This is a genomic window from Clostridium sp. ZBS2 (genome assembly GCF_023845855.1).
Taxonomy (GTDB): Bacteria; Bacillota; Clostridia; order Clostridiales; family Clostridiaceae; genus Clostridium; species Clostridium aquiflavi.
In genome coordinates, this window is record NZ_JAMQIF010000007.1 from 139,351 (window position 1) to 160,062 (window position 20,712).

General features: G+C 27.2%; 17 protein-coding genes. 2 read left to right on the plus strand and 15 right to left on the minus strand.

Features of this window, described 5'->3' with window-relative positions:
- Positions 1-206: 206 nt before the first annotated feature.
- The 5 genes from buk to cdaA all read right to left on the minus strand — a co-directional run bounded on the left by buk (position 207) and on the right by cdaA (position 6,150).
- Positions 207-1,274, minus strand: a complete 1,068-nt coding sequence (gene buk / locus NG918_RS05235) for a butyrate kinase (RefSeq protein ID WP_252225108.1) — start codon at positions 1,272-1,274, stop codon at positions 207-209.
- Positions 1,275-1,297: 23 nt separating this feature from the next.
- On the minus strand, positions 1,298-2,206 hold the full coding sequence (gene ptb, locus NG918_RS05240) for a phosphate butyryltransferase (RefSeq protein WP_252225111.1): 909 nt from the start codon (positions 2,204-2,206) through the stop codon (positions 1,298-1,300).
- A 173-nt stretch (positions 2,207-2,379) separates the two neighbouring features.
- Positions 2,380-3,975, minus strand: coding sequence for an NAD(P)/FAD-dependent oxidoreductase (locus tag NG918_RS05245; protein ID WP_252225116.1), 1,596 nt, complete (start codon positions 3,973-3,975; stop codon positions 2,380-2,382).
- A 118-nt stretch (positions 3,976-4,093) separates the two neighbouring features.
- Entirely contained in the window at positions 4,094-5,320 is a 1,227-nt protein-coding gene (locus NG918_RS05250) for a CdaR family protein (protein ID WP_252215101.1), read from the minus strand.
- Positions 5,290-6,150 carry a diadenylate cyclase CdaA gene (gene cdaA, locus NG918_RS05255; protein WP_252215099.1) on the minus strand — a complete coding sequence of 287 codons (861 nt, stop codon included), beginning with the start codon at positions 6,148-6,150 and terminating at the stop codon, positions 5,290-5,292. Before cdaA ends, NG918_RS05250 begins: the two co-directional genes overlap by 31 nt.
- A 184-nt stretch (positions 6,151-6,334) precedes the next feature.
- Here cdaA and NG918_RS05260 point away from each other — a divergent pair, with 184 nt between their 5' ends.
- Positions 6,335-7,321 carry a hypothetical protein gene (locus NG918_RS05260; RefSeq protein WP_252215097.1) on the plus strand — a complete coding sequence of 329 codons (987 nt, stop codon included), beginning with the start codon at positions 6,335-6,337 and terminating at the stop codon, positions 7,319-7,321.
- A gap of 69 nt (positions 7,322-7,390) precedes the next feature.
- A complete protein-coding gene (locus NG918_RS05265; RefSeq protein ID WP_252225123.1) occupies positions 7,391-8,020 on the plus strand; it encodes a cell wall hydrolase in 630 nt (209 codons plus the stop codon).
- Between the two features lie 100 nt (positions 8,021-8,120).
- On the opposite strand, the gene iadA is transcribed toward NG918_RS05265, so the two are convergent.
- The 10 genes from iadA to NG918_RS05315 all read right to left on the minus strand — a co-directional run bounded on the left by iadA (position 8,121) and on the right by NG918_RS05315 (position 20,650).
- Complete coding sequence (gene iadA, locus NG918_RS05270; protein ID WP_252225127.1) at positions 8,121-9,293, minus strand: beta-aspartyl-peptidase; 1,173 nt, start codon at positions 9,291-9,293, stop codon at positions 8,121-8,123.
- 46 nt (positions 9,294-9,339) lie between these two features.
- Complete coding sequence (locus tag NG918_RS05275; RefSeq protein WP_252225130.1) at positions 9,340-10,614, minus strand: tetratricopeptide repeat protein; 1,275 nt, start codon at positions 10,612-10,614, stop codon at positions 9,340-9,342.
- A 167-nt stretch (positions 10,615-10,781) separates the two neighbouring features.
- Positions 10,782-11,306: a chromate transporter gene (locus NG918_RS05280; protein ID WP_252215087.1), complete on the minus strand. Its 525-nt coding sequence runs from the start codon at positions 11,304-11,306 to the stop codon at positions 10,782-10,784.
- Positions 11,307-11,309: 3 nt separating this feature from the next.
- Positions 11,310-11,843 carry a chromate transporter gene (locus NG918_RS05285; RefSeq protein WP_252225134.1) on the minus strand — a complete coding sequence of 178 codons (534 nt, stop codon included), beginning with the start codon at positions 11,841-11,843 and terminating at the stop codon, positions 11,310-11,312.
- A 142-nt stretch (positions 11,844-11,985) separates the two neighbouring features.
- Positions 11,986-13,605, minus strand: a complete 1,620-nt coding sequence (gene ptsP / locus NG918_RS05290) for a phosphoenolpyruvate--protein phosphotransferase (protein WP_252215081.1) — start codon at positions 13,603-13,605, stop codon at positions 11,986-11,988.
- Between the two features lie 192 nt (positions 13,606-13,797).
- Entirely contained in the window at positions 13,798-14,832 is a 1,035-nt protein-coding gene (locus NG918_RS05295) for a ribonucleotide-diphosphate reductase subunit beta (protein WP_252225137.1), read from the minus strand.
- Between the two features lie 73 nt (positions 14,833-14,905).
- Entirely contained in the window at positions 14,906-17,131 is a 2,226-nt protein-coding gene (locus tag NG918_RS05300; RefSeq protein WP_252225140.1) for a ribonucleoside-diphosphate reductase subunit alpha, read from the minus strand.
- Positions 17,132-17,332: 201 nt separating this feature from the next.
- Positions 17,333-19,189 carry a sensor histidine kinase gene (locus NG918_RS05305; RefSeq protein WP_252225143.1) on the minus strand — a complete coding sequence of 619 codons (1,857 nt, stop codon included), beginning with the start codon at positions 19,187-19,189 and terminating at the stop codon, positions 17,333-17,335.
- Positions 19,161-19,853 (minus strand): response regulator transcription factor, encoded by a 693-nt coding sequence (locus tag NG918_RS05310; protein ID WP_252215068.1) that lies wholly within the window; start codon positions 19,851-19,853, stop codon positions 19,161-19,163. The genes NG918_RS05305 and NG918_RS05310 overlap by 29 nt, the downstream gene beginning before the upstream one ends.
- 77 nt (positions 19,854-19,930) lie before the next feature.
- Complete coding sequence (locus NG918_RS05315) at positions 19,931-20,650, minus strand: tetratricopeptide repeat protein (RefSeq protein ID WP_252225164.1); 720 nt, start codon at positions 20,648-20,650, stop codon at positions 19,931-19,933.
- Positions 20,651-20,712: the final 62 nt, after the last annotated feature.

Sequence of the window (20,712 nt, forward strand, 5' to 3'; positions counted from 1 at the left end):
TTAAGGATTCTCAAAGTCCAATTACAATGCCACTTTACCTATTGCATATATCAACACGCATTTAAAACAGAGTCAAATCTAAAATTATAATATGTACTGGATTTAATAGTATATTTCAAATATACATGCAATAGATAACACGGCATTCATATATATAAAAGAGGTCATATCAAAATTTCTTTTGATATGACCTCTTGGCATATATTCTAGTAAATCTTAGCTTTTTCTTCTCCGTCAAGTACTCTTATAGCACCTTGAGCTAATGCTAATAATTCATCTTCTCCTGGATATACAGTTACTGGAGCTATCCATTCTACATTTGACTTTAAATCTGGAACAAGTGTTGGTGAATATGCAATTCCACCTGTTAATAATATTTGATCAACTTTTCCATTTAATGCAGCTGCCATTTCTCCAATAGTTTTTGTTATTTGATAAAGGAATGCTTTATATATCTTTTCACATTCTTTATCTCCAGCTTCCATGTTGTCTATAACACCCTTAACGTCATTAGTGTTTAAGTATCCAACAAATCCACCTTTTCCAACTATCTTAGTATATACTTCAGATTCAGTATATTGTCCGCTAAAGCACATTTTAATTAAATCGCCTACTGGTACTGTTCCTGCTCTTTCTGGTGAAAATGGACCATCACCATCTAAAGCATTGTTAACGTCAACTACTTTTCCTTGTTTGTGAGCTCCAACAGAAACTCCACCACCCATGTGAACAACTATTAAGTTTAAGTTTTCGTATCCTTTTCCGCTATCTTTACCATATCTTTTAGCTACTGCTTTTTGATTTAAAGCATGGAATTTACTCTTTCTTGGAAGTTCTGGAACTCCTGATAATCTTGCTACTTCATCTAATTCATCAGTAACTACTGGATCTACTATAAATGATGGTATATTTAATTCGTCACCAATTGATTTTGCTATTATTCCTCCAAGATTTGAAGCATGAGGACCTTGTACTCCTACTTTTAAATCTTCTATCATTGCATCATTAACAGCGTAAGTTCCGCCTTCTACTGGTTTAAGCATTCCGCCTCTTCCAACTATTGCACTTAAAGTAGTTATATCGAAATTCTTTTCCTTAAGAATATTTAATATTACATCTTTTCTAAATTGAAATTGATCATATATAGTTTCATATCTCTTTATTTCTTCATTAGTATGTCTTAATGTTTCTTCAAATAATTCTTTTTCATTTTCGTAAACTCCTATTTTTGTAGAAGTTGATCCTGGATTAATAATTAATAATTTATATGACATTAAATAATACCCCCAAAATAATCTTATTTAGCGTTTTCAGCAACTAATGCTGCTAAAGCTATAGAATTTACCTTTGTTTCAAATTTATCAGCTCTTGAAGTTAAGATAACTGGTGCTGATGTTCCAACTAATAGACCACCACTCTTACTCTTTGATGTATAAGTTAAACATTTATACATTACATTACCTGTTTCTATATTAGGTAATAATATGATATCTGCTTTTCCTGCTACTGGTCCTGTAATACCTTTATGATGAGCAGCTTCTTCTGATAAAGCATTATCTAATGCTAGAGGTCCGTCTATTATACAACCTTTTATTTGTCCTCTGTTATTCATAGTAGTTAACAATGATGCATCTATTGTTGCTGGCATATCTGGGTTAACAACTTCAACTGCACATACAGGTGCTACCTTTGGAACTTCTATTCCACAAGCATGAGCTACTGTTACAGAATTATTTACAATTTGAATTTTAGCTTTTAAATCAGGGTAAGTATTAAATGCAGCATCTGTTAAGAATATTAATCTATCAATATCTTCAACTTCAAAAACTGCTACGTGAGACATAACTTTACCTGTTCTAAGACCAATTTCCTTGTTAAGAACACTTCTTAGGAAAGTTGCTGTGTCTACTAAACCTTTCATAACCATATCTGCTCTTCCACTTGATACTAATTGAACAGCAAATAATGCTGCTTTTTTAATATCTGGTTCATGAATTATTTCAAATTGAGTTAAGTCCATTTTTATTTTTTCTGCTATTGTTCTTATTTTTTCTTGATCCCCAACTAGTATTGCATCTGCTATTCCTTTTTCTTTAGCTGCCATTACAGCTTCTAAAACTGGTTCATCTTGTGCTACTGCTACTGATAACTTTTTCTTTTTAGTTGCCTTTAATTTAGATAATAAATCATCAAAGTTTTTACTCATTATACATGCACCTCTTATTCTAATAATAATTATTCTGTCTATATTTAACTTTAATTTTTCTTCTTGCTTTTTTAATTAAAATATATTTTTATTTATTATCTTTATTGTAACAAATAATAACTTAATATTGCCCTTTTTTAGAATATTGAGACTATTTAATTAAATCAACAAATTTAACAAGTAAATTGATTTATTATCATTTCCGCTACTTTAACTCCATCAACTGCTGATGAAACTATTCCTCCTGCAAATCCGGCTCCTTCTCCCACTGGATAAAGGCCTTGCACCGTTATGCTTTCAAGTGTTTTGCTTCTATGAATTCTAACTGGAGCTGATGTTCTAGTTTCTATTCCTGTTAAAACTGCATCTTCCATTCCGTATCCTTCTATTTTTTTTGAAAAATTTTGTATACCTTCTTTTATTCCTTCTACAACATAACTAGGTAAACAATCTTTTAATTCTTTAAATTCATATCCAGGTGAATAACTTGGAATAACACTTCCAAGTTTTGTACTAGGTCTGTCATTCATAAAATCTCCTAGTAATTGTATTGGTGCTTTATAATTTCCACCTCCTAATTTAAATGCTAAACTTTCATAACGTCTTTGAAATTCCATTCCTCTTAAAGGTGAATCTCCTTCAAAATCATCTGTAGATACCGTTACAACTAATGCTGAATTAGCATTGGCTAAGTTTCTAGCATGATAACTCATCCCATTGGATACAAGTCTTCCTTCTTCTGATGCAGATGCAACAACAGTTCCCCCTGGGCACATACAGAATGAATATACACCCCTTTTTAGTTTGTCACTTTGGTAAGTTAATCTATATTCTGCTGAACCTAATCTTGGATGATTATGGTATTCTCCATATTGACTAACATTTATTAATTCTTGAGGATGCTCTATTCTAACCCCTATTGCAAAAGGCTTAGCTTCCATAGAAACTCCTCTTTTATATAGCATTTCATATGTATCTCTTGGGCTATGTCCAATGGCTAAAACTAAAGCTTCACAATCTAGTTCCTTTCCATTAACAGTTATACTTTTTAATTTATTATTTTCATATTTTATATCTTCTAATTTAGAATTAAAATGAATTTCTCCACCAAGTTCCTTGATTTGCTCTCTTATATTTTTTACAACACCTTTTAAAATATCTGTTCCAACATGTGGCTTACCTAAATACTTAATTTCTTCTGGTGCTCCAGCATTTACAAGTTCATCTAATATATAAGCACATTTAGGGTCTTTTATTCTTGTTGTTAATTTTCCATCAGAAAATGCCCCTGCTCCACCTTCACCAAATTGAACATTTGATTCAATGTTCAACTTTCCAGTTTCCCAAAAGTTTTGAACTGCATTTGTTCTACTATCAACATCTTCTCCTCTCTCAAATACAATTGGTTTATATCCATTCTTAGCTAAAGTTAATGCTGCAAACATTCCAGCTGGACCAAATCCTACTACAACTGGTCTATGACTTAGCTTAGCATCACCTTTTTCAATTTGTAAGCCTTTGTCATCTTCTTTAAGCTTTACATCATTATCTTTTATTTTAGATACTATTTTCTTTTCATTATCGCACTTTATATCCACACAATAATTAAACTTTATTTCATTCTTCTTTCTTGCATCTAAACTCTCTTTTATTATTGTTAATTTTTTTATATCTTGATTAGATATTTTTAATTTTTTACATACTTTTTTTTCTAATACTTCTTTACTATCATCTATACCTAAAGTTAAATTATTTATTCTTATACTCATATATATTTTCTCCTATTTTGTTTTCAATAATTTATGTTTTATTAAAACACATCTCACTTACAAGTTTAACCGATTATAACATAAAAAATAGCCACAATTAAATAAGTTGTGGCTATTTTCATTGTTTATTTTTTAAAACTATTTGAACATCATCTACTGATAATATATTAAAATCAGTCCTATTATTAGCACTATTAACAGAAGGTTTATAAGTATAGGTACCTGCCTCACTTATATTTGATAAATCTACCGTAGCCTTAAGTTCTGTCTCCGTTATACTATTTATAACTGATTCCAATCCTGAGATACTTACATTAGCAGTGGATTTTGAAGAATCAATAATTAAATTAGGATTTAAGTTAGTATATTCAACTGCACATGAAATGTTCTTTGTTACCTCTTGTGCTTTTTTAACCGCAAATTTCACTTTAACATTTTGGCTATTCTCTTGTATAGTAACCCCTTCTGGTAAATTTAAATTTGTATTTACTTCAGCATCAGCAGTAATGTTACTTATATTAATTTCTTGTGTATCTATTGAATTTATACTATTTAATATTTTATCTTCACCTATAATATGAACTGATTTAGGTTCTACAACCATACTTTCTATAGATATACCCTCATTTGAATTTCCTATAGTTTTTATATTTATAGGTACTGTTTTCCCATTATTAATCTTTATATTTAATTCAGCTTCATTGGCATTAGAAGTAATACCTTTAACTTCTTTATTATCTTTGGTTATAAATTTAATAGGGAATTTTTTATTAATATCTTTTTCTAAATTTTCTATACTTCCTACAAGAATACCTCTATCAACTTTATTCACTTGACTTTCCGGACCAGATATAGTTGCTTTTTGTGGAGATACAGTTAAATCTTTTTTATAAATATTTTCTTTATAAGTGATATTAACTTGAGATTTCAATGAAACATCTTTTGTTATTAGTGTCTCTAGTTTTATCTTTATCCCTAAAAATCCATTGTTTTTTATATTTATATTTTGAGGATAACTTACTATTTGAATAGGGATTATATTTTCTCCATTTTTTAACGCATATGAACTCATATCCGCTGTTAATTTAAAGGAATCTTTTTTGGCTTTTGTTATTTCACTTGTGGCTCCCTCTAAAGTTAAATCAACTGTAAAACTTTCCTCTCCTACTATAGCTAAATTAGACTTTGAAATGCTTTCTTTATTTATAAGTTCTACTGGTACGCCCTTTAATTCATAGGTTCTTACTGGGTTCTCTACATTTGATATATACAGCCATAGACCAAAAGATAAAAGTAAACAAATAAGCTTCGCTATTAATGATTTATTTTTATTCCCCTTACCCATGATCTCACCCTCTCTTTAGCATCCTTTACATTCTTTTTATTTTTATTTCTATTTTCAATTATATTTGATAATATATTTCTTAATCTTTCTCTATCATACCCTCTACTTAATTTACCATTTATAGCTAATGAAACCACTCCAGTTTCTTCAGATACAATGATTATTAACGCATCAGAAACTTCTGAAAGTCCTAATCCTGCTCTATGCCTAGTACCTAACTTTTTATTAATATTATTATTATTAGTCAAAGGAAGAACACAACCTGAAGCTAATATTTTATTATTTCTAATTATTGTTGCTCCATCATGTAGCGGTGTATTCACTACAAAAATATTTTCTAAAAGATTTGAACTTACATTTGCATCTAATATTGTGCCTGATGAAACTATCTCTGCAAGACCTGTTTTTTGTTCCATTACTATTAGTGCTCCTGTTTTAGTTTCTGATAAATTTTGTACAGCATTAACTATTTCATTTATAGCAATATTTATGCTTTCCTTATCATTTGCATAGTGTACATCTTCAAAAGCTGATCTACCTATATGCTCTAGTCCTCTTCTAATTTCTGGTTGAAAAATTATAATTACAGATAATACCCCAATTGTAAGTGTCTTATTTAATATAAAATATAACATATCTAATTTTAATAAATAACTTATTGGTATTAACACTATAATTAATGCTATACCCTTTAATAATTGTTCCGCTCTTGTTTCTTTTATTAGCATATATCCTTTATAAAATATATAGGAAACTACCAATATATCTAGTATTGACCATAAAGACATATTACTTAAACTTTTTATTATTAGTGATATAAAATCTTGCAACACTATCACCTCCACCTTTTGTATATATATAAAATTATACATCAAAACATTAATTATTATATATAGAGAGAATTACTATTTTATTAAAAATTCATTATTTTTATAATAATTTTCTAATTAACATAATATAAGTAATATTAAGTAACTAAAAATATATTATTACTTGATAAGGGGGACTCTGATTATGATAAACTTTTCAATAGATAAAAAATCATTAAAAATCATAAGTTTATTATTTGGTTTATTTATATTAATACTTATATTATTAACGTTATTTTTTAAAAATACTGAACTAAATAAAATAAATAAAATTTCTAAGACAATAGTAAATATAAATTCATCATTAAAATTCGATGAAAACGATGCTAAACTTGATTTTAAAAATACAAAACAAATTTTAGATGAAAATTTAAATCTACTAAATGCATTAGATAACACCCTAACTAATTTAACTTTAAAAAAATCTAATTCTAATGAATTAAAAAACAATCTTTCAAATTATTTAAAACTAAATATTAATTTATATAACTCTATTATTTCTATAATAAATAATAAAAATAATGATAACTTTCAATCATTATATCAAGACCTAGTAAAAAACGAAGAAGCTTTTATTAAAGAAACTGATAAATTATCTGAATCTAAGATTAAAATTTCTACTCCCAAAAACTTAAAGACATTTTTTATAAGCTTAAATAAATTTTTAAATGAATCTTATAAATCAATTAGAGAAAATGATATTATAAGTGAGCAAAAAAGAGATTTTTTTATACAAATTAATGACTTACTAGATAAATTTTCTCAGCTAAAAAATGATGTCAAACCTGCTCTAGAAAAAATAAGAGAAGATAATAGAGATTTATCTATATTAATTTGTGATCTTAATGAAAAACGTTCAGATTTTAATGAAATAAAAGATGCTTCTATATCAATTTCTATTCCTGTTGATGGTAAAGAATGCTATGAAGCTTTAGAAGAAATTATTTCATCTTATGATTCTTATATTAATTCTCTAGAAAAAAGCATTAAAAATGAAATGAAATTACACGATAAATCTAAATTAATTTTAGATAATATTGATGAATTATATACTGATACTTTTGATAAATATGACTACTTTTTAAGTTGTTTTGATAATTTACAAAAAACCATATTATCATATAAATATTAATTTATGTATATAAGGCTCTTTTTGGGCAATAATATTATTGGTTTGAAATATACCAGAGGAGGATTTTTAATGAAAAAAATATATAGCCTTTTCATAATTAGTTTAGTGCTATATCTTTCCGTTATTAATAACAGTGTTGCTTATGCCCAAGTATTAGGTAACAACTTTCATACTAATCTTATTTCTAAAAAGGAAAATAATGAAACTTATTTAAATAATATAAACCTTGCAACTCAATGCAATGCAGAACTAAATGAAAATAATACAAATGAAAATATTGACGAGTCTACAATAGAAGTTTTTAGTTATGATACTCAAAAACTCTATATAACGGAAAATGATATTGAATTAATGGCTAAATTAGTTTATGCAGAAAGTATCGGTGAACCTTATGATGGAAAAGTAGCTGTAGCATCAGTTGTTTTAAATCGTGTCATAAATCCCAGCTTTCCAAATTCAATAAAAGAAGTAATTTTTCAGAAAAATGCATTTTCATGTGTTAAAAATGGAGATATTAAAGCTACTCCAAATCAAGCATGTTACAATGCGGTTTATGATGCTATAAGAGGATATGACCCTACAAATGAAGCTTTATTCTTTTATAATCCTAGCACGGCAACCTGCGCATGGATGCATCAAACACAAAAACAAGATATGAAAACAATAGGGCATCATACTTTTTTTAAAGTTAAATCTTAATAAAAATAATGACCAATCTAATTTAATAAGATTGGTCATTATTTTTAGATTTACTTTTATCTATACCTTAAATAATATTTCTAAAACTCATAATAATATTTTATTCAAATGTACCTCTTACTATGCATTTTCCATCTTGAACCATCTTTATTCCGTTGCATAAAACTATATCTATATCTAAAGAGTTTTCATCAACTATTACTAAATCAGCATCTTTTCCCTTTTCTATTCTTCCTTTATTATATAATTTTAATATATCTGCTACATTAGAAGTTATAACTTTTATAGCTGTTTCAATAGGAATCCCATATTTCTTTATGACTTCTTTAACTTGCAAGTACAATGACTCAACAGAACAAATTCCAAGCCCTACTATCTTTTTATTTTCGTCGAATTTAGGCATACTTCCATTACCATCAGAAGAAAATGTTATATTCTCTATTGGTAATCCTGCTTCAATGTATTTGTTTAATCCTTCTGAAGCTGTAAGTTCACCTTTTTCTAAAAAGTTAACATCACTGCTGGTAGTTAAATCTATAATACCGCCTTCTTTTACATATTTTAAGCCTTCCATAAATAAATTAGTATTTCTATTAATATGAGTAGGTAATAATTGAGATGATGGTATATCTGACTCTTTAATTAATTTAAATAAATAATCAAGTCTTCTTCTTCCTTCGCCTATATGTACATTTACTACTCCAGCTTTACTAGATAATATTCCTCCAACTCTTGATTGAGCTACTAATCTTGCAAATTCTTCATAAGTAGGCTCTGAGCTTCGATTATCTGATAATGCTATTTCTCCAACACCTATTATTTCTTGTATTAGCATTATATCTCTTTCAACGACACCAGTTAATGTTCTTACTGGTATAGCATAAGATCCTGTATAACAATATGATGAAAGCCCCTCTTCTTTTAAAGATTTAACTTTAGCTATTAAAGATTTTATATTCCTACATTCACTATCAGTACCTATACATCCAACTACTGTTGTTATTCCACTTGATGTTAAATTAGATAATTGTAGTTCTGGTGTACGCGTTTTATATCCACCTTCACCACCACCACCAATAAGATGTACATGACTATCTATAAAGCCTGGAAAAATAATTTTATTTTTACCATCTATCACATTAACATTAATAAAAGTATTTGATATATCTAAGCTTTCATAGATCCCTTCTATCTTCCCTCCTGCTATTACAATATCTTTTATACCTATGTATTTTGGAGCATATACCTTAATATCTTTAATTACTGATATCATTGTTATCACATCCTATTATTGAATTTATTTTTTCTTATAATCTAAATTAACTATTTAATATTTGGTTAATGGTTTCATTAAAATAAATAGATCCAGAGAAGTTTTCTCTTAATTTATTGGCATAATAAATACTTTTCTCTTTATTCGTATTGTTGAGTATTAATGAAAGATTGTATAATGCATTATCAGCGTATGAACCAGTAGGATACTCTTCATAATATAATTCATATAATTTTATTGCTTCATCAGAATTATTTAGTTGCTCTAATGTTACAGCTTTATAAAATATAATATGTTCTTTTAGATAATTGCCATCACAGTAATCATATGCTTTACTAAATTCTACGTTAGCCTTTTCATAATTTTGTGTATTAAACTCTTCCATACCTTTTCCATAGAATACTTCTATTCCTGAAGTCTTTATTAAATTTATACATCGTCTATATAAACCTTTGTAATCATCTGGAACATCTTGTTCATTTACATTTTCTAAATCATAATAAATACTATTGACTTCACCATTTTCAAAATGCTCATTTAGTTTATTTATGTCTAATTCTACCTTTTTATTTTCTTCATTAATAGCTGTTTCTGCTGATTTCGGTTGCATTTCTTCTACTTGTTCAGTAACTGCATCTTCTGAAGTACTAGCATTATCTTCTGTTTTATTTAGTGATTCTAATGATTCATTACTATTTTTTTTATGAAAACCTTGAAAGGTATTTTTAAAGACATAGATAGCTCCACATATAGATACTATTATAACTAAAACCACAATTAACTTAATAATAATATTGTTAGATTCCTTTTTATACGCCTTTAATTCTATTAATTGCTTTTTTATTTCATTAGCTATCTTATAGTTTTTATCTATAACCAAAACTTTATTCATGTAATCTATACACTTATTTATTTCACCTTTTTTTTGATAACATAATGCTAAAGCAGTATTTACCTTTATGCAGTTAAAATCACTTTCTTTACACTTTTTAAATATTGTTATTGCTTCTTCTATCTTTAATTCTTTTAATTTCTTTTCTCCAAGCTCATATAAATCAACCCTAAATCTATCTTCATTAGCACTTTTTATATAATTCTGAGCTATAGTATTATTATTAAAATCTTTATTGATTTTCCATACTGTTATAGCTTCATCTAATTTACCTTGTTGATATAATATAAGTCCCTTTAAATTTAATATAGAAGGATTTTTCAAACTATAAGATAATGATTCCTCACATATTCTTAACGATTTGTCTATTTCTCCATTTTGATAATACACCATGGCTTTATCATAAAATTTTTTCTTTTTCTTTTTCATATTATTCCCCTTTATTGTATGCGCTTAGAATTTTATGAATTTTTTTCAATTAACTTAAGTATAACATAAGAATAATATAGTATTCATTAATAAAAAATCGTCAACTTAAATATATAATATTAATTTAAGTTGTTTATAAATTCGACTTTATATAATTTTCTAAAAAATTAAAAACTCCAAAATACAATTCCTAATAGTGCTGATATAAGCACGCATATTATTGGATGTACCTTATGAGATAACAATAATCCACCAATTATTAACGTAACAATTATTGATTTTATATCTATATAAGATTCTTTAGCTAAATCAAAAAATGCTTGAAGTATAAGTGCTATTAATATTGGCCTCATTCCAAGTAATGCACTTTTTACTAAATTAGAGTCTTTAAACTTTTCTAATGTTTTTGAGCATATAGTGACTAATATAAATGATGTTGCTATTATTCCTATAGTTGCTGCTAGACTTCCCCAAATCCCAGATACTTTAAATCCAACAAAGGTTGCTGAGTTAATAGAAACTGGTCCTGGTGTCATTTGAGATATACCTATAATATCCATAAAATCACTTACTGTAAGCCATGAATTATTAGTTATTATCTCCTTTTGGATAAAAGGAATCATTGCATATCCTCCACCAAAACTGAATGCTCCAATCTTAAAAAATGCTGTAAATAATTTTAATAATATCATTCTCTATACCTGCTCTCTTAAAAATATCATTCCATATATTGCTGATACTAAAATAACAATTACAGGATGAATATTAAATACCATTAATGCTATGAGTGCAACTATTATCATAATTAACGTTCTTACATTTTTTTGTACACCCTTTGATAAACTTATTACACCAAATAAAACTAGCATAGGAACAGCTGCATTTATTCCCTTAAAAGCTAAATTTACAAAATAATTATCTCTAAACTGCATAAAAAAAGTAGCAATTAAAATTATTATAAAAAATGATGGTAATGTTACTGCTAGGATAGCTACTAACTCCCCAAGTATTCCCCCTATTTTTTGTCCAATAAACGCAGAGCAGTTAATAGCTAAAGCTCCTGGTAGACTTTGAGATACAATCAAAAAATCCATAAATTCTTCTTTAGTAAGCCAGTTCTTTTTATTAACAACTTCTTCTTCAATTAATGGAATCATTGCATATCCTCCACCAAATGTAAAAGCTCCAATTTTAAAAAATGATATAAACATTTCCAAAATTTTATTCATATATAAGCCTCCATCCATTATAAATTTCAATACTAATTATTTTATCACTAAATAAACTATATTATTAGTTTAAAAATTCCTATAATTTTCTATATAACAAAAAAGATGGAGTAAAACTCCATCTCTTTCATATATTAAAATATTATTCTTGTTCTAACATTATTTTCTTAGCATTTAAGATTGATGTAGCACTCATTGAGAACTCATCTAATCCATATTCAACTAATGTTGGGATAGCTGCTTCATCTCCAGCCATTTCTCCACACATTCCAACCCATTTTCCGTGTTTATGTGCACCATCTATAGTCATTTTTATTAATCTAAGTACTGCTGGATGCATTGGATTATAAAGATATGAAACTTTTTCGCTCATTCTATCAGCTGCTAATGTATATTGAATTAAATCATTTGTTCCTATTGAGAAGAAATCAACATGTTTAGCTAATTCATCAGCATAAACTGCTGCTGCAGGGATTTCAACCATTATACCCCATTGAATTACTTCTGAATATTCTTTTCCTTCTGCTTTTAATTCAGCTTTACATTCTTCAACTACTTCTTTAGCTTGTAAGAATTCTTCTAAACCTGAAATCATAGGGAACATAACACAAAGGTTACCATATATAGAAGCTCTTAATAATGCTCTTAATTGAACCTTAAAGATTTCTTTTCTATCTAAACAAAGTCTTATTGCTCTATATCCTAAGAATGGATTCATTTCTTCTGGTAATGGTAAATATGGAAGAGTCTTATCTCCACCAATGTCAAGAGTTCTTATAACAACTTGCTTACCTTCCATCTTTTCAAGAACAAATTTATAACTTTCAAATTGTTCATCTTCTGTTGGAGCACTATCTCTGTCCATGTATAAGAATTCAGTTCTGAATAATCCTACACCATCTCCACCATTTGATACAACACTAAGTACATCTTCTGGCTTACCTATATTTCCACAAACTTCTATTCTTCTACCAGATTTAGTTGTTGTCTTCACATCTATTAATTTCTTTAATTCTTCTTGTTCTGCTTTGAACTTTTCTTGTTTAGCTCTATATTCTACTAAAACGTCTTCTGAAGGGTTTAGAATTACATCTCCAGTTAATCCGTCAACTATAATCATATCTCCAGTTTTAACACTACTTGTAATATCACCTAAGCCAAGTACAGCTGGTATCTCTAATGTTCTAGCCATAATAGCTGCATGTGAAGTTCTTCCACCTATATTAGTAATAAATCCTACTACTTTACTTCTATCTAATTGAGCAGTATCAGATGGAGTTAAATCATGAGCAACGATTACAGTGTTGTTTTCATTAATTGCAAAAGCATCTCCGCCTTTACCTGCAAAATTAGATATTATTCTCTTAGATACATCTTTTATATCTGCAGCTCTTTCTCTCATGTAATCATTATCCATAGATTCAAATATAGTTACAAAACTATTTGTAACATTTTCTATAGCTTTTAACCCATTAGTACTATTCATTTCTATTTCACTCATCATTGCTCCAGTAAATTCTGGATCATCTAACAATGTAATATGAGCTTCAAAAACAGCAGCCTTTTCTGCTCCCATTTCTTTTTCAGCTTTATCTTTAATAGCTTCTAATTGTGATTTAGAATTATCTAATGCTTTTTGTAATTTTTCTTTTTCACTCACTATATCACTAACTGACGCGTCAGTTATAACTATTTCTTCATTTTCAGTTAAAAACACTTTTCCTATTGCATATCCCTTAGATGCAGCAATACCTCTTTTCATCTCTAAAACTCCTCCTCGATATTTAAAATTGTTGTTTTATAACTTAATCTATTATTGTTAATCTATTATGTTATTTTAGGATAACTTCTAGATTTAAAATTCTAACTTTAGTTATTATAACATAAGTTTTAAAATATTTAATAGCATATTGCTAACTTTCTAAAAAAATATTTCAAAAATTCACAAAATTTCTTATAAATCATCAATTAAAGTGGAAACTTTTGCGTAAGCTGTCGATTTAGCTTCGAAAAAATCAGTTTTTACAGAATTAGAATTGGCCACAACATCAACCCATGTAGCTGGATTGCTTTCATAGCCTTGAAATAGCACGTCTAAGCCTATTTCTTTTAGTCTCTTATTTCCTAAATATTTTATATAATCTTCAATTAATTTTTTATTTATTCCTTGAATTTTATCTCCTATTACGTAATGACCCCATAGTATTTCATTCTCAACACCTATACGCATCATTTCTCTAAGTTCATTTTTTAAATCAGCTGTAAAACTTTCTGGATTTTCACTTTGTAATTCTTTTATTATATTTCTAAATAACCATAAATGAGTATTTTCATCTCTATTTATGTATCTAATTTCTTGAGCTGAACCAGGCATCTTTCCATTTCTCTCTAAATTATAAAAGAACATAAATCCTGAATAAAAGTAAATACCCTCCAATATATAATTAGCCATTAACGTTTTTATTAAGTTATATTCACTAGGATTATTTATAAACTCATTATATAAATCGCCTATAAACTTGTTTCTCTTTAGTAAAATTTCATCATCTTTCCATTGATACAGTATTTCATTTCTCTCTTCTGGTGAGCATATGCTGTCAAGCATATAGCTGTAACTCTGAGAATGAACAGCTTCTTGGAAGCTTTGAATAGTTAAACATAAATTTATTTCACTTGCAGTAATATAACTATTTATATTACTTAAATTAGCTGTTTGTATAGAATCTAAAAATATTAAAAATGACAATATCTTATCATAAGCTGTTCTTTCCTCTGGTAAAAGTTTTTTATAATCTTTTAAATCTTGTGATAAATTTATTTCCTCTGGTATCCAAAAATTATTCATTCCTTGTCTATACCAATCAGATGCCCAAGTGTATTTCATATTATTAAAATCATTTAAATTAGTTGTGTTTCCATTTATCACTCTCTTTAATCTAGGATCTCTATCTCCAAATTCATTAAAAAGTGGTTTTTTCTTTACTTCCATATTCTTTTCTCCCATTTCATTAAATATAAGGCAAATTAAAATTTCTATACTTTCCTATACATTAAGAAAATTATTACGCTGAACAACTTTCACATTCTGTTACTTCTAGTGATTTTGATCTTACGTAATATATAGATTTAACTCCACATTTGCATGCTTTTATATATAAATTCATAATTTGTCTCATTGTATACTGAGTTGTTATATATAAGTTAAATGATTGACCTTGATCAATATGTCTTTGTCTAACACCATTCATTTCTACGCACCAACCTTGTTCTAAATTATAGGCTGTATTATAATACCAGTAATTGTCTTCAGATAGGTTTGGTGCAGTCTTAGGAATTATACTTCCTTTCTTTTCTTCTAAATAAAATCTAGCCATTATAGGATCAATTCCTTCAGAAGTTCCTGCAATTGTAGCTGTTGAGCCATTTGGAGCTACTGCAATTAAGTACCCATTTCTCATACCAAACTCTTTAACCTCTTGCTTTAAATCAATCCATTTTTCATCATTATAATCTCTTAATTCAAAGTAGTTTCCATTGTCCCAATCTGATCCTTCAAAGAGCTCGTATTTTCCTTTTTCTTTAGATAAATTCATACTAGCCTTTATTGAATAATAATTTATTTTTTCATATACTTTATCAACAAATGTTCTGTGCTTTTCTTCTGTCCAATGTATTTTATTGTTAGCTAGCATATGATGATATCCGCTAGTTCCAAGTCCAATTCCTCTATATCTTTTATTAGTTATTTCAGCAAATGGAACTGAATAATAATTTAAATCAATGACATTATCCATAGCTCTTATTTGTGTTTCCACAACACATTCTAATTCCTCATCATTAAGAACATCTATATTTCCAAGTACTAGAGATGATAGGTTACATACAACAAAATCTCCAGCTTCTATATTTTGTACTACATTGTATTTATCATTTTCCTTAATAATAGTATCTCCAGTAACTTTCATAGCACTCATGTTTTGCATAATTTCTGTACATAAATTTGAAGAATATATAATTCCCTCATGCTTATTAGGATTCATCTTATTTGCATTATCTCTAAAGAATGCAAAAGGTGCTCCTGTTTCTGCTGCACTTTTAATTATTAATCTTACTAAATCCTTAATTTTAATGATTCTTTTTTCTATTTTCTCATCTTTAACACATTCAAAATATTTTTCTTCCCATTCTTCACCATAGAAGTCTTCAAGAGAATATCCTTTTGCGTTTTTTATCTCATGTGGACACATCATATACCAATCATTATCTACATCTTCTTCTGCAAGTTTCCAAAATAAATCTGGATAACAAACTCCTGGAAATACATCATGTGCTTTTTTTCTATCATCACCATTATTAGTTCTAATTTGTAAAAATTCAGGTATATCTTTATGCCAAGCATCAAGCCAAATTGCAACTGATCCATTTCTAACACCTAATTGATCTACTGCAATTGCTGTATCATTAAATAATTTTACCCACGGAATTACGCCCCCTGATGCTCCTTTAAAGCCTCTAATAGGTGAGCCTAATGATCTTATTTTGCCTATATATATTCCCATTCCACCGCCAAATTTTGATACCTTAGCAAAATTATCTAATGACTTATATATTCCCTCTAAACTATCATCAACAGTATCAACAAAACAAGAACTTAATTGATAAAAAGGCTTTCTTGCATTTGACATAGTAGGAGTTGCCATTGTTGCTTTAAGCTCGCTTAAAACATTGTAAAATCTTTTTGCCCAATATACTCTTTTTTCTTTAACTTCTGGAATAGCAAGATGCATAGCAATTCCCATAAACATTTGTTGTGGAAGTTCTATAACTTTTCTATTAAAATCTTGAACTAAATATCTTTTAGCCACAAGATCTATTCCACTATAGTTAAAAATAAAATCTCTTTCTGGTTTAATTTCTTTTTCTAATTCTAAGATATCTTCCTTAGAATAATTTTCTAGAATATACTCCCCATAAAGATTTCTCTCTGTTAATTCTGTAATAAATTCATAGTAATTATCATATAAATTTTTACTTGCATATAAATTTCTATTTTTTCTTACTTTATCGTAAAGCTCGTGTATATATATTGTTGATGCTGCATACTGCCAATTAGGTTCCATATCACTTGTTAAGTCTAAAGAAACCTGAATTAAAGATTTTCTAATATCATTAACATCCATACCATCTCTTATTATATGTTCTAACGCCTTCAATAGTTTTTCTTTTGTATACGTACCATCATTATCTTTAATTCCCTCTATTGCTAAATCACAAAGTTTCTTTAACATCAATATTTCCGCTCCTCTACTATATATAGTGTACATCTATTTATTAATCAAATTTAATATACAACATATCGTTTTTCAATGTTTATAGTATAATTCCAAATATGATAATTGTAAAACGCCAAAAATCATATTTATTTATAAAAAAAGTGGTTAATCTCTAATTTACTATGAATTAACCACTTAATCAATAAATTTTATTTATTAACAACTTTTATTATTTAAAGGTAATATTATATATATTTTAAACATATCACCTTCTCTTTCTATTTTAGTTTTACCACCATGTAGTTCAACTATACTTTTTGTTATTGCAAGACCTAATCCTGAACCTTCAACACTTGAATTTCTAGATTTATCTGCTCTTGCGAATCTTTCAAATATCTCTTCTTCATCAAAGTCCATTTCATAATTTGCTATATTCTTAACTATAATTTCGACACGCTCATCATACTTTTCAATTTCTATATAAACTCTAGTATTGTCTAATGAATATTTTAAAGCATTAATTATTATATTTTCTAATGCTCTAGAAATTAGTTTTCCGTCCAACTCCATAAATATATCTTCTTCATTACTAATAACCTTAAAGTTTATATTCTTATATTCATAAAGAAAACTATATTCGCCTATGCCTTGATGTATCAGTGAAAGTATATCTAATTTATCTTTATTTAATGTTATTTTTCCACTATTTATTTTTGACATTTCAAACAAATCATCAATTAATGATTTTAATTTTAAAGATTTTGAATCAAGTATAGCTAAATAATCTTTTCTTTCATTCTCTGTTATATCTTTATTTTTTAATATATTTACATAATTTATTATTGAAGTTAATGGAGTTTTTAGATCATGTGATACGTTTGATATTAATTCTGTTTTTAGCTTTTCATCCTTAACTCTTTCATACAAAGAATTTTTATATCCTTCTTTTATTAAATTAATATTATTAATTAATTCTTTAATAGTTATTGAACCAAAAACAGGTATATCTTCATCTAAATTTCCTTCATTTAGCTTCTTAAGACCATCATTTATTATTGCAATATCTAATGTCTTTTTGACAGAAAATATCACCATTAATATAAGTCCTGTTATTATTAAAATAGTTCCTTTAAAAGGATATGTTTGAAAGAATCGTACGAACATATTATTTTCATATCCACCAGTGGCTAAGAAATAAAGATACGTAATTAATATTATTATTATTATTCCTAGAGATAATAACAATGTCTTACTTGTTTCTTTATATTTAAATCCATTTCTAATAACAAACACTATGCTGTTTAATATATTTGATTTTATTTTCTCTTCCTTATTTCCTCTTCTTGCTATTATTAATACTGTTTTTATAATTAAAAATACATAAACTAATAATAAAAGAGACAGACTAATTATTTCTTTTCTTATATTCATTAATTCTTGTTTATAGGTATCTGTAGATGTGTAGTAAACTTCTTCAAAATTTTTGATTGTATCATCTAAATAGTTTACTAATCCCTTACTTACCAAGTAATTATACTCTTTTTCATTATCAAATTTGATGCTTACTACACCTTGCTTCTTAAATCTATTGTTTAATAAATCATCTATTTGATTTTCCTTTATGTATTTAATAGATGAATCTAAGAAAGGATCATTTGTATATAATTCTTTAGTATGCTTATTTCTAATTATAAAATAAACATTATCTTTTAATTTAAAATGACTAGTATATTCCTCTACATCATTATTAAAATATTTCATTAACTGTCCTATTTTTTCTTTTATTTCATTACTTCCAGTTAATAAATCATACAATCCATCTGTAGTTTCATATATTATTTGAGAAAATCCTTTACTATCTTCATAAAGCTTTTTTGTTTCATATTCTTTCTCATTAAATATAGATTTAATTAAGCTTAAATTATTGTTTTGCTTCATAAAATCTTTATATTCTAAAACTGATGAAAACAACATTCCTGTTATTAATATCATTAATAGTATATCTATTAAATATATTCCCTTTAAATAGCTTTTTAAGTGAATTTTAAATTTCTTTTTCAATCTTATATCCAATGCCCCACACCACCTTAATATATTCAGGCTCTTTTGTGTTTATTTCTATTTTCTCTCTTATCCTTCTTATATGAACAGTAACTGTATTTTCACTCTTATAAAATGGTTCATCCCATACTTTTTCATATATTTCTTTTATAGAAAACACTTTGCCTAAATTTGAAGCTAATAAGTGCAATATTTTGTATTCTGTAGCTGTCACTTTAATTTCTTCACCTCGTACAGTAATACTCTTAGATACAGTATCTATAACTAAATCTTTCACCGTTAATACTTGTTCTTCATCTTCTATGTTTAATGGTTTATCATATCTCCTTAATTGAGACTTTACTCTAGCAACTAATTCTAGGTGATTAAATGGTTTTATTATATAATCATCAGCTCCAACATTTAAACCAAGAATTTTATCCGAATCTTCACCTTTTGCTGATAACATAATTATAGGTAAATTTTCTGTTTCCCTAATTTTTAAACATGTTCTTATTCCATCAAGTTTAGGCATCATCACATCTAATACAATGACATGTATTTTTTCATTATTAAGAATTTCTAATGCCTCTAATCCATCTGCTGCTTTAAAAACTTTTAAATTTTCTCCTCTTAAATATATTTCAATGGCATCTCTTATTTCCTTTTCATCATCTACAACCAATACGTTATACATAATTTATCAACTCCCAATATTAATATTATTTACACATAAGACTAAAAACTCTGCTCATATAGAACAAACTGAGTTTACTAATTATTAATTAAGTCTTGAAATTCTTTAGATTCTCTTACTGGATTAAAATCTGCTTCATCCTGTGCTTCTTTTTTTACAACTTCATCTATTTCTATTGCTTTACTTAAATATTTTATAGTATTTGGGGCATCTCCTCTTCTTCCATATATAGATGCTATCCCATAATAAGTCCATATGTAATTTTCTATCTCTAAATTTTTATTATACCACAATAATGCTTCATCTAGATTTCCATATAGTTCATAAGTTAAGGCCTTATTAAAAACTGCATACCCATATTGCGGTTCAAATTCCAAAGCTTTATCTATATCTTTCATACCAGATTCAAAACTTTCATTATAAGATTTAGCTATTCCTCTTATATTGTATCCTTTTGCACTGCTTGGAAATTCGCTTATTATTTCATTTGATTTTTCAATAGATTTATTGTATTCACCTGAAAAAAACAAATTATATGCTTCATTATATAATTCTCGTTCTCTTTCATTCTCAACCTTACTTTTTCCCTCTTCCTTACTATCTTCATGTTCTTTATCTAAATTCACATTATTTTCATCTAAAATCTCTGCATTTTCTATACTTTCTTTGTTAATAACATCACCTTTCTTGTTGTTATTAATGCCTTCAAATACTAATATTAATAATGTTATTGCTAACAATATTATTAATGTTGTTAATTTAAGCTTTTTACTTCCTGGTAATTTCATTCCTATCATCTTTTTTCTCCTAGCTTTATATTTATAAGTATATATTTTTAATAAAGGCTCTGTTTTAAATG